Source organism: Novosphingobium sp. PhB57 (genome assembly GCF_004342985.1).
GTDB lineage: Bacteria > Pseudomonadota > Alphaproteobacteria > Sphingomonadales > Sphingomonadaceae > Novosphingobium.
In genome coordinates, this window is record NZ_SMBO01000003.1 from 490,450 (window position 1) to 502,414 (window position 11,965).

Below are 11,965 nucleotides of genomic sequence, written 5' to 3' on the forward strand. Positions count from 1 at the left end.
CCGACCTGGGCCGGGCCCTGGAGGGTCCGGGCTAGCGCCGGCGGGCGGCGGCGACGAGCGCGTAAGTCGTCACGCCGCACAGTCCCAGGGCGATGGCGAACCCCGCCCCCGCGCCCCACTTCGCTCCGAGCGGCCCGGCCAGGAACCCGCCCAGCGCCAGTCCGGCAAGGGGAAGGACGATGAGGGCGAGGCAGCCGATCGCAAACACAAGTCATCTCCAGTTTCCTGCCGCAGGTCCGGGCGGTTCACAGCCCGCAGACAAGCGGCCTTCCGGCCTGGGCATCGGCCGCTGCATGCAATCCCGTCCGGCCCTTGGCAAGGCTCGGATAAGCCCGCCCGCACCATGGTCGCCCGATAGTCTGCATCGGCACTAACAATAATCCGTGACGGAAGATTAATTCGCCAAGCTCTTGTTAGACCGCGAATTTCGCGGCGCGCGATTTGGCAACGGGTTGCAACGAAACGATAGTTTCTTTTCACCGGGCATCACCCGCATTACGCTCCGGGCAAGATACGGAGCGAGGGAGCAAGTACCGGCCGGGACAACCCGGCCGAATTGCGGCGATTTTCGGCAGTATACCCAGATCATTCCGAACCGAACACTTGCGCGCGCCGCCGCGGCATCGGCTGCCTGCGCGCGGGATAAAGTCAAATCATCACCGAAAACAGAACAATATCGGTGGGAAAACAAAAAAGAAAAACACGATACCGGGAGGAGAGAACAGGCATGAATGCAGGGAAGCTGACGCGCGTCATGATCATGGGCGCCGTGCTGGGCGGCACTTCGACGGCGATGCCGGCACTGGCGCAAAGCCACCCGACGATAAATCCCGGCGACATCATCGTTACGGCCCGCCGCACCGAAGAACGGCTTCAGGACGTGCCGATCTCGATGACGGTCTATGACGGCGCCACCATCGAAAAGCGCAATATCGTCGTAGCATCGGACCTGGCGACCTATACGCCCTCCCTTTCCGTCAACACGCGCTACGGCGCCGAGAAAGCCAGTTTCTCGCTGCGCGGTTTCAACCAGGATGCCTCCACGGCGCCCACCGTGGGCGTCTATTTCGCGGACGTCGTGGGCGTTCGCGCGCAGGGCGGCACGACCTCCGGCAATACCGTGGGCGCCGGCACCTTCACCGACCTGCAGAACGTGCAGGTGCTGAAAGGTCCGCAAGGCACGCTCTTCGGCCGCAACACCACCGGCGGTGCGATCCTGCTGGTTCCGACCAGGCCGACCGATCTGTTCGAAGGCCATATCGAAGGCACCATCGGCAACTACGACCAGCGCCGGATCCAGGCGGCACTCAACGTGCCGCTGGCGGAGACGTTCAAGGTCCGCCTCGCGGTGGACCGCAACAAGCGCGACGGCTACATGAAAAACCGCTCCGGCATCGGGCCTGACGCCTACAACAATACCGACTACGTCTACGCCCGTCTCAGCGTGGTCGCCGACCTGACGCCCAATCTCGAGAATTACACGATCTTCCATTACAGCCGGTCGGACACGAACGGTTACGCCACCCATTACGAGAACTGCGATCGCGACGCGGCCAGTCCTTTGGCAGGCGGTCCGTTCACCCGCTACTTCACCGCAACGGCCGCCTGCGCCCAGATCGACCGGCAGGCCGCGCGCGGAGACGGCAGGCTCGACGTGGAAGTGAGCAATCCCGATCCGCGCTTCCTGCTGGAGACATGGCAGGTCATCAACACGACGACCTGGCAGGCCAGCGACACGATGACGGTGAAGAACATCGCCAGCTACGGCGAATTCCGGGAGGATTCGGCGTTCAATCTCTACAGCGACAACTTCCGCATCGCCGACACGCCGGTCACCCGCACATTCCAGTCGCTGGGCTACGTCACGGTGGGCGCGCCGTTCAACTACATCGCGCTCGACATCCAGCCCAATTATCACGCAGCGGCGGAATCGACCGCGACGGAGGAACTCCAGCTCCAGGGCCGCTCGGCCAATGGCAAGCTGAACTACGTGATCGGTGGCTACCTGGAATTCAGCCGGCCGATCGGATGGAACCAGCAGCGCACCGGCATCTATGGGAACTGCCCGGATGCCGGGAACCTCGGCTGCTCCGGCGTGCTGCCGCTGGGCCTGCCCGCTTCCAGCCTGGGCATCGCTCTGGTCTCTGAATCGCGCACGCGCTTCGATTTCGACAACCACGGCGCCTTCGCGCAGGCCACCTACAACTTTACCGATCAGTTCGCGCTTACCGGCGGCTTCCGTTACACGTTCGACAAGACGGTGGGCGTCTCCGAAAGCAACCGCTGGAACCTGGCGACGATACCGGGACTGGGCACGATCCCTGTCGGGCGCGTCTGCAACGACGTGCTCAATCACCCCACCGTCAACCTCCTCGCCAACGGCGGCGACACGACCGCTTGCAGCACGCGGATTTCCAACAAGTCCAACCGGCCGACCTGGCTGATCGACCTGGACTTCAAGCCGACGCCCGACATGCTGTTCTATGCCAAGTATGCGCGCGGCTATCGCCAGGGCGGCGTCAACTTCACCAACCCCGGCCTCGAAACATGGGATCCGGAGAAGGTGGATTCCTACGAACTGGGCGCCAAGCTGACCTTGCGCGGTTCCCTGCCCGGCTATTTCAACATTGCCGGTTTCTATAACGATTTCAGCGACCAGCAGGTGTTCGGCGCCCTCATCGCCAAGCAGGGCAGCGGCCTTGCTGGCGGCGCAGCGATCATCAATGCGGGCAAGTCGAAGATCCAGGGCGTCGAAGTGGACACGGGCATTACCCTGTTCCAGCGGCTGCGGCTCTCGGCGGGCTACACTTACCTCGATACCGAGATCAAGGAACTGGTGCCCCCCACGCTCAGCCCGGACAGCCCGTTCGAGCAGATCATCCCGCGCGGCCAGCCAGGCGATCCGCTCAGCTATTCGCCGAAGAACCGCCTGACGCTATCGGCGGATCTCGACGTGCCGCTGGGCGAAAAGACGGGCTCGCTGTCCTTCGGCGGCAACTATACCTATACCTCCAGCCAGGCGGTGGACGGCAACTTCTTCACCGCAGCCACGGCCGCGAACCCGCAGCGCGTCACGATCCCGGCCACCAACCTCTTCAACCTCAATGCCTCCTGGAGCGACGTGTTCGGCTCGGGCTTCGACATTGCCGCCTTCGCCACCAACCTCACCAACAAGCGCTTCAAGACCGCATCGGGCGGCGGCTACGAAAGCTCCGGCATCCTGGACTTCGCCTATGGCCCGCCGCGGATGTATGGACTGCGGCTGAAGTTCAACTTCGGAAGCTGACGCCCCGCACGCCCCCATGCCAGTTCTCCGGCCTTTCGCCCTGCGAAGCGCCGGAGACGGCTGGCATCTCACCGCGAACTGGACCACAAGCGCGGCATGTCCCGATCCCGGCTGAAAGTGTTCTTCGACGGCGGCTGCCGCCCCAACCCCGGCCCGATCGAGGCCGCCGCCGTCATCGGCGGCGCGGTGCATCTCTTCGAAGACCTGGGACAGGGCAGCAACGAGGATGCCGAATGGCGCGCGCTGAACCGCGCGCTGGAACTGGCGCAGTCGCTGGGGCTGCAGGATATCGAGCTGGTCGGCGATGCGCTTCCCGTTGTTCGCCAGGCCAACGAGACCCTGAAGCGCGGCGAACCCCGCAACCGCCACGAGGCGGAATTTCTGGCCCTCGTCGCCAAGGCCAGACCCGCCCGCATTCGCTGGATCAAGCGCGAGCAGAACCTGGCGGGCATAGCCCTCGCCCGCCGCCATCCACGTTGATGCCCGGGCGGGCGGGAAGCGGCTGGTCCTATTCGATGGGCGTCAGGCCCAGCAGGTCTTCGACGGCCCGCGCCAGATTGTGCGTCGTATAGGGCTTCTGCACGACGATGCGCGAGCGATGCTCCTGCGGAACCAGCGCCTGTTCGCCGTAGCCGGTTGCGAAGAAGAAAGGCACGCCCGCATCGGTCAACCGGTCGGCCACGCCGAAGCTGGTCTGGTCGCCCAGGTTGATGTCGAGGATCGCGAGGTCCGGCATGCCGCCATCGAGCGCCCCATGCGCGCCTTCCGCGCTGGAAGCCGTATCGATCTCCGCGCCGAAACGGCCCAGGATGTCTTCGGCGTCGAGCGCGATGATCAGGCTGTCCTCGACGATCAACACCGACATGTCCGCCAGCAGATCGTGCGGGATCGGCATCTTCGACTGGGCGGGTCCATGCGAAATTCGGCGCGGATTGGGCAGCTTGATCGTGGTGCCCTTGAAATTGCGCTGTTCGGAAAGGTGGCGTGCGGGAATGCGGAAAGTCGCCCGCACCCCGGCCGGATCGTAGACGATGTCCGCCGCGCCGCCCAGATCGTAGGGAACCGAACGCTTGATGATGGTCGTGCCGAAACCCTTGCGCGTGGGTTCCTTGACTGTCGGCCCCCCGCTTTCCGTCCAGGTCAGGATGAGGTCGTCGTTGTCGGCACGTTCCCAGGCGATCTGGACGATCCCCTCGCCCGAGAGGCTGCCGTATTTGGTGGAGTTGGTCACCAGTTCGTGAACCACCAGCGCCATGGAGGAATAGGCCTGCGGATTCAGCAGGATCGACGGCCCCTCGTAATGGATGGAGCTTTCCTTGTGCGCGGCGAAGGCGGCCGCTTCGGCATCGATCAGCGCCTGCAGCGGTGCCGGCCCCCAGTGATCGTCGGTAATCTGGTTGTGCGCGCGGGCGAGCGAATGGATGCGTCCATCGACCACCTCGACGAATTCCTTCACGGCATCCTCGTCAGGCTGGGACTGCCGCACCAGCCCCCGGATGACGCCCAGGATATTGCGCACGCGGTGGTTCAGTTCCGCGATGAGCAGTTCCTGCCGGCCATTGGCCTGCTGCCGCTGCGCCGCGGCTTCGTCGGCCAGGCGGAGCACCACTTCGATCAGCGTGGCACGCAAGGTCTCGGCCACCCGCAGCTCGTGCTGCAGGAAAGGACGGGAGCGGCCTTCCACCTGCTCGTTCCATTCGGCGAAACTCTCGCGCGGCGTCAGGCGCGGGCCGTTCGGGCCATATTCGATCGGTTTGTGCGGATCTCCCGCCCAGCGCACGGACTGCCGCATTTCCGAACGGAACAGCACGACGTAGTCGCGCGGCGATCGCGAGATGGGAATGGCCAGCAGCCCGGCGGCGTCCCCGGCATAGCTTCCGGCCCCCTTGACCAGCGAGCCGATGTGATCGGTGGCAAAGACCTTGCCCGCGGCCGTGGCATTGAGGGCGCGGACGATGGCGCGAAAGTCCTCGCTGGGCGGCACGGACCCGGAAAAGGCGTAGTTGCCATTGATCCACACGCCCACCCCATCGGCCGGGATCGCGCTCATCAGGATGTCGGCAAGCCAGTCGGGGTCCTTCAACAGCGTTTCGTCCGACGCGACGGCGCTGAGGAGCTGGTCCGAGATATCGCGCGCGCGCCGCTCGTATTCGGCCATCTCCCGGCGCTCCCGGCTTTCCAGGCGCATGGAGAACATCTGGGCGAAAAGGTCGCTGACGGAGCGACGCTCGAACGTGGGCGAGATCGGCGAATAGTGATGGCAGGCGAACAGCCCCCAAAGCTCGCCGTCCACGACGATGGAGATCGAGAGCGAGGCCCTGACGCCCATGTTGCGAAGATATTCGATATGGATCGGCGAGACCGACCGCAGCACCGAAAGCGACAGGTCTAGCGGTTTACCTTCGGCGTCCAGCTGGGGCACGATGGGAACCGGCACGGCATCGATATCGTGAATGACCCGCAGCAGGTTGCGCTTGTAGAGTTCCCGCGCCTGGCGGGGAATGTCGCTGGCGGGATAGTGCAGTCCCTTGAAGGATCCGATACCGGCCTTGCAGGCCTCCGCCACCACTTCGCCGTCGCCGCCTGCCGCGAACTTGTAGACCATCACCCGGTCGTAGCCCAGCAGCGCGCGGACCTGGCGTGCGCCTTCCCGGTAGAAGGAGGCCAGGTCCGGCCGGGTGTCCAGCCGCGCCATCATCGCGCGTACCATGCCGCTGGAATCCCCGCTGGTCGGCACGCCGGGTTCGAATTCCAGGACGATCTGTCCTTGCGAGAGATGAAGCGCGAGGTCGTAGCACTGCCCGCCCTCTACCAGCCTCACGCCGAACATGCGCTCCACCGAATCCGGAGACACCAGATAGGCCATGCGGTTGCGCAAGTCATGGATCAGCGAGGCCGGGATGAAGCCGGAAAACGGCTGGCCGACAAGACTTTCAGGGGGAACGTCCAGCAGCGCCGCAATATTGGCGGAAACGCGCGAGATCACCCAGTCCGTGCTGAGGGCGATCAGGTAGCCGACGGGTTGGACGGCGCCCAGCAGGTGGATGGGTTCACGATCGCAGTTGGTCAGATCGACCGTCATACCAGTGTTCGTCACGTCGCCTCTTGATCTTCGGCTGCCCGGTCGCGGCCCGGATGCGCCTTTGATTCCGCAATCCGGGTGCAACTCGCGAAACTCGGGCAAGTTGCTGGCTCTGCCGATTCATGCAATCGTTGCGACCGCGAAAAGTCCTGCCGCCGATTGCTGTCAGGCGCAAGCGAGAGACGCACGGCGCCTGCGAATTCGCGCCGCCGGTCAGGCGAGCGGATCGGGCGATGGTGTCGCATCGGGCTCGTCCCGGTCGGCCAAGGCCGCATCGACCATGGCGCTCCAGATCGCGCGGCAGCTGGCGCTTTCCAGAGCGAGATCCCCGGCCGCTTCCATGTGATCGTCGGGCTCGCGCAGGGCCAGGAGGGCGGCGGCAATGTCCGCTTTCAGCCGGTCCTGCTCCGCCTCCGCCAGATCCTCCCAGCGCGCAGGTGCGGACTGTTGCTGCACCACGGCGCGTGCGGCTCGCTCGATGGGGGTCATGATAACGTGTTCCTCCTTAGGGCATGGGGCCGAAGGCGCAGGCTCGTTTCGAAAGAGACGGCAACCCTGCGCGTTCGGCCTGCACCACGCAAACGGAGAAACCGCCCCGTCGTTGCCTCAGGGCGTCGGCGAGGCCGGCGCGGAGGGCTGCGGAGCGGCGATCTCCACCTCCACCCGTCGGTTCCTGGCGCGCCCTTCCTGGTCGTCGCTGCCATCGAGCTTGCGGTTGGGCGCGATGGGGCGCGCCTCTCCCAGCGCGACGACCGAAATGCGCGCTTTCGCGACTCCCTTGCTTTCGAGATAGTCGCGCGCCGCTTCCGCCCGCCTGCGCGAGGCGGCCAGGTTGTCGGCATCCGAACCGCGGGAGTCGCTGTGCCCCCAGATCGTGATCGCCCCGCCGGCCGCGAAAGCGGGCGTGGTGAGCAACCCGTCCAGCAGCGCACGCCCGGCCTCGTCGGGCTTGGCGCCCTTTGCCGGATAGGGCACGACGAGGTGGACCGTCTCGACCGGTGGTGCCTGGGTCGGCCCCACATCGACATCGGCGCGGATGATCGATTTCTTCGGTTCGTCCGCCGCAGGATCGGGTGCGGCGCTGGCGTCCGCGTCAGGAAGGGCGCTGTCGGGAACGACGCCATCGGGCGCTGCCCGCTGCGTGGCGCTATCGGTGCTCTCTCCCTCGCTTCCGGTGCCCTGCTGGCAGCCGCCGAGGGCCGCCAGCAGGATCGCGGATGCGATCATGGGCGCGCTTTTCATGCTGTCGCCTCCTTGTTTTCAATCGTGTCGCGGGTGTTTTCGGGCTCGCCGTGGCGCGACGGGCCATAGGAAATGATCGTGTCGCCCGGTTGCGGCGTGGGCCGCGAGGCGTGCGTGAAGAACAGGATCCTTCCGTCCTTGCGCAGCAGGAACAGCATGTTCGCATCTTCCGGCAGCGCAGCCTGCGCATCGGCGAAGTCGAACTGCTCGCTGATGCGGGTCTTGCGGAAGGCCCAGCCCGCGCGTTCGTGCTCGGCGATTTCCGCCACGCCGATCCCGGAGGCGAACATGGCGCGGCCGCGCAAGGCTTCGGGCAAGCTGCGGTGGTCCTCGTCATCGCCCATCCCGCCGAGCTGATAGACCGAGTCCCGGCCGATGTCCGGGGCGAACTCGCTGCAGACGAGCGCATTGTAGGCTTCGTTGTCGGTCGTCGCGGCCAGGACCTGGAACTGCGTGAGGTCGAGGCGCTCGTCAGTCGATTCCGCCAGGATCTCTCCGTGGTAAGTGGCAATGCCCGCCTGCCGGGCGACGGAAAGGCGCTGCCAGCTGGTGTCCACGATCATCACCGGAACGTCGAGCTGACGCAGCTGGTTGGCCAGCGAGAGGCTCCACGAAGTGCTGCCCACGATCAGCAGCCCCTTCTTGCGCGCGCCCGTCACTTTCAGCCAGCGCGCCACGTAGCGGATGCTGAAACCATGCGCGAGGATAGTGGCCACGACCACCGAGAACGACAGTGTCACCAGGATGCTGCCGTCGCCGTAACCCAGCTGGTCGAGCCGGAGCGCGAAAAGGCCGGACATCGCCACGGCGACCACGCCGCGCGGCGCGATCCATGCCACCAACAGCCGCTCATTCCAGGGGATCTTGCTGAAAGCCAGGCTCAGCAGCACCGTCGCCGGGCGAACCACGAACAGCAGCGCCAGCAGATAGGCGATGAAGCGCCACTCGAACTGGCGCAGCACTCCAAAGTCGAGCGAGGCGGACAGCAGCACGAAGACGCCCGAGATAAGGAGAACGGTGACGTTCTCCTTGAAGGGGTGAATGTCGCGCAGGGAATCCAGCCGCATGTTGGCGATGGCCACGCCCATCACCGTGACAGCAAGGAGACCCGTTTCCTGCTGGATCATGTTGGAGAGGACGAACGTGCCGATCACCGCCACCAGCAGGACGGGCGCCTTGAGATATTCCGGCACATGTCCGCGCGGGAAGGCCCAGGCGATGGCGCGGGCCACGGCATAGCCGATGAGCCCCGCCACGAGCGCGGCAGCCAGGAGGGCGGCCAGGACCGAAAGCAGCGTGCCGCCTTCTCCCGCCCGCCGCAGGTATTCGTAAGTGATGACGGCGCAGAGCGCGCCGAAGGGATCGTTGACGATCGCTTCCCACTTCAGGATCGCGCGCGGCCGCGGCGCGATGTTGCTCTGGCGCAGCAGGGGAATGACCACGGTGGGCCCGGTCACCACCAGAATGCCTGCGAACAGGATCGCGACCGGCCAGACCAGCCCCGCGACGTAGTAGCAGGCCACGGCGCCAAGCACCCAGCCCACGGGAATGCCTATCATCATCAGGCGCGTCACCGCGCCTTCGGTCTTTCTGAGTTCGCGGAAATTGAGGCTGAGGCCGCCTTCGAACAGGATCAGCGCCACAGCGACCGAGATCATCGGTTCCAGCAGGTCACCGAAAGTGTGTTCGGGAACGACGAGGCCGGTGACGGGACCTGCAAGGACACCGGCGGCGAGCATAAGGGCAATGGCCGGCCAACCGGTACGCCACGCGATCCATTGCGCGCCGATACCGAGGAAGCCGATCAGCGCGAAGACGAGGGCTTGCTGCTGCATGACGGGAGGCATAACCATCTCGGGCAGCCAAGGTAACCGGCGGGCACGAATTTTTTTCCCCAGCAAGCCCCTGAACGGATCGCTAGCCGGCCTCCGCCAGGTTTCGCTCCCGGATCAGCTGGACCAGGGCCCGCAGACCGGCCGGGGTATGGCGGTTGCCCGGATAATAGAGCGTGAGGCCCGGATAAGGCGGGCTCCAATCCTCCAGCACCGCCACCAGCCGGCCCTGCGCGACATGCTCCCTGACCGACCATTCGTTGAGATAGGCCAGCCCGATACCGGCCAGGACCGCTTCCTGCATCAGCGTCATCTCGTCCAGGACGAGGGCGCCGGGAACGTCGACTTCCACCGCCTCTCCCCGCCGCTCGAACTCCCATTTCCAGATCGCGCCGGTGGCCAGCCGCGCGCGGATGCAGCGGTGATGCAGCAGGTCGGCGGGCACTTGCGGCGTTCCCCATTGCGCGAGGTAACCCGGCGTGGCGACGACGATCATCCGCACCGGACCACCGATGGGCACGGCGATCATGTCCTGCGGCACATGTTCCATCAGCCGGATGCCGGCGTCGAACCCTTGCTGCACGATGTCCACCAGCCGGCCTTCCGTCGCCAGCACCAGGTTCATGTCCGGGAAACGCGCCAGGTATTCGAGGAAAATCGGGGTCAGGGTCATGCGGCCAGCCCCGGCGGATGTATTGATGCGCAGCGTGCCGGCGGGCGTGTCGCGGTGGCTGTTCACATCCTCGATGGCGCTGCCGATTTCCACGAGCGCAGGGGCGATGCGGGCAATGAATTGCGCCCCGGCATCCGTGGGCGAGACGCTGCGGGTCGTTCGGTTGAACAGCCGCACCCCTAGCCGCCGCTCCAGCGCCGCAACGCCGTGGCTGAGCGCCGACGTCGACAGGCCCAATTCCTCGGCGGCAGCACGAAAACTGCCGAGACGCGCGATCATCACCACGCCTTCGAATTCGGCCAGGCCGCCTTTCATTATCCTCATTCCTTCATCAACCCATCCCGTTCTATCCTGCTTATCCAGATAATTCCACAGAACTACATCAGCCGGGTTCCCAGGAAAGGACCCAGTGACATGAAGACCATCGACACCATCTACATCGACGGGCAGTTCGTGACCCCGCACGGCACGGAACTGTTCGATCTCCACAATCCGGCCACCGCAGGTGTGATCGGGCAAGTTCGGCTCGGCGACGCGATCGACGCCCGCAAGGCGGTTGCTGCGGCACGGCGCGCTTTCCCGGCGATGGCGCGGACGAGCAAGGCCGAACGGTCCGCCATGCTGGAACGCCTTGCCGCAGCCCTGGAGACCCGCCGCGCCGAACTTCTCGATGCCGTGATCGAAGAATACGGCGCGCCGGTCTCACGCTCCGCCTGGATGGTGGACTACGCCGTGGGTGCCTTTCGCGAGGCGGCCAAGGCGCTGGAAGACTATGCTTTCGTGCGCCAGATGGGCACCGCCACGGTAACGATGGAACCGCTCGGCGTCGCCGCCATCATCACGCCCTGGAACGCCAATCCCGGGTTCATCGCTGCCCGGCTGGCCATGGTGATCGCGGCCGGGGCGACATGCGTGATCAAGCCCAGCGAAATGAGCGCACTGCAAACCCAGATCGTCACCGAAGCCTTGCATGAGGCACGGATTCCGGCGGGCGTCTTCAACATCGTCAATGGCCGGGGCGACGTGGTCGGCGCGGAACTCAGCGGCCACCCCGATATCGCGAAAGTCTCCTTCACCGGCTCCACGGTCACCGGCCGGGCGATCCTGCGCACCGCGGCCGAGACCTTCAAGCGAGTCACGCTGGAACTGGGCGGCAAGTCGCCGATGGTCGTGCTCGACGATGCCGATTTTGACGCTGCCATCCCCTTCGCGCTCGCCGCCGGCTTCAACAACAGCGGCCAGGCCTGCATCGCGGGCACGCGCATTCTCGTCCCGGCGCACCTGCTGAAGGCGTTCGAGACCGGCATCCGGGAAGCCGTGGCCCATGTCCGGTCCGGCGACCCGCGCGATCCGGCAACGACGATCGGGCCCATGGTCAGCCAGCGGCAGTGGGACCGCGTGCAGTCCTACATTCGCAAGGGGCAGGAAGAAGGCGCGATCCTGCTGGCCGGCGGCGAAGGCCGGCCCGAAGGCGCGGCCGAGGGCTGGTTCGTGAAGCCGACGATCTTCACCGGCGTGCGCAACGACATGACCATTGCCCGCGAGGAGATCTTCGGCCCCGTCCTTTCGATCATTCCCTACGAGGGCGACGAAGAGGCCGTCGCCATCGCCAATGACACCGACTACGGCCTTCACGCCTATGTCGCCGGCGGCGACCCGCAAAGGGCGCGCGCCGTGGCCGAGCGCATCCTGGCGGGCCGCATCATCATCAACGGCGCGCCGATGGAAATGACCGCCCCGTTCGGCGGCTTCAAGCACTCGGGCCTCGGCCGGGACAACGGCGCCTTCGGCATCGAAGCCCTGCTGGAGGCCAAGGCCATCATGGCCTGAGCCGCCGGCTTCGCAGGGCC

At 65.7% G+C, this 11,965-nt stretch carries 9 protein-coding genes; 3 read left to right on the forward strand and 6 right to left on the reverse strand.

The window, feature by feature from the left end; genetic code table 11:
- Positions 1-31 precede the first annotated feature (31 nt).
- Positions 32-208, reverse strand: coding sequence for a hypothetical protein (locus EDF58_RS25855; RefSeq protein ID WP_165921397.1), 177 nt, complete (start codon positions 206-208; stop codon positions 32-34).
- Between the two features lie 519 nt (positions 209-727).
- On the opposite strand from EDF58_RS25855, the gene EDF58_RS12860 reads away from it, so the two are divergent.
- Together EDF58_RS12860 and EDF58_RS12865 are read left to right on the forward strand one after the other, a co-directional pair.
- Positions 728-3,286, forward strand: a complete 2,559-nt coding sequence (locus EDF58_RS12860; protein WP_132265980.1) for a TonB-dependent receptor — start codon at positions 728-730, stop codon at positions 3,284-3,286.
- 96 nt (positions 3,287-3,382) lie between these two features.
- Complete coding sequence (locus EDF58_RS12865) at positions 3,383-3,766, forward strand: reverse transcriptase-like protein (RefSeq protein ID WP_207912947.1); 384 nt, start codon at positions 3,383-3,385, stop codon at positions 3,764-3,766.
- 28 nt (positions 3,767-3,794) lie between these two features.
- On the opposite strand, the gene EDF58_RS12870 is transcribed toward EDF58_RS12865, so the two are convergent.
- The 5 genes from EDF58_RS12870 to EDF58_RS12890 form a co-directional block, all read right to left on the reverse strand.
- Positions 3,795-6,368 carry an HWE histidine kinase domain-containing protein gene (locus tag EDF58_RS12870; protein ID WP_132266283.1) on the reverse strand — a complete coding sequence of 858 codons (2,574 nt, stop codon included), beginning with the start codon at positions 6,366-6,368 and terminating at the stop codon, positions 3,795-3,797.
- Positions 6,369-6,581: 213 nt separating this feature from the next.
- A complete protein-coding gene (locus tag EDF58_RS12875) occupies positions 6,582-6,857 on the reverse strand; it encodes a hypothetical protein (RefSeq protein WP_132265982.1) in 276 nt (91 codons plus the stop codon).
- 117 nt (positions 6,858-6,974) lie between these two features.
- Positions 6,975-7,610: an OmpA family protein gene (locus tag EDF58_RS12880; RefSeq protein WP_243654228.1), complete on the reverse strand. Its 636-nt coding sequence runs from the start codon at positions 7,608-7,610 to the stop codon at positions 6,975-6,977.
- Positions 7,607-9,445 carry a sodium:proton antiporter gene (locus EDF58_RS12885; RefSeq protein WP_132265984.1) on the reverse strand — a complete coding sequence of 613 codons (1,839 nt, stop codon included), beginning with the start codon at positions 9,443-9,445 and terminating at the stop codon, positions 7,607-7,609. The genes EDF58_RS12880 and EDF58_RS12885 overlap by 4 nt, the downstream gene beginning before the upstream one ends.
- A gap of 82 nt (positions 9,446-9,527) precedes the next feature.
- Entirely contained in the window at positions 9,528-10,430 is a 903-nt protein-coding gene (locus tag EDF58_RS12890; RefSeq protein WP_207912949.1) for a LysR family transcriptional regulator, read from the reverse strand.
- 99 nt (positions 10,431-10,529) lie between these two features.
- On the opposite strand from EDF58_RS12890, the gene EDF58_RS12895 reads away from it, so the two are divergent.
- Positions 10,530-11,945, forward strand: coding sequence for an aldehyde dehydrogenase family protein (locus tag EDF58_RS12895; RefSeq protein WP_132265988.1), 1,416 nt, complete (start codon positions 10,530-10,532; stop codon positions 11,943-11,945).
- Positions 11,946-11,965: the final 20 nt, after the last annotated feature.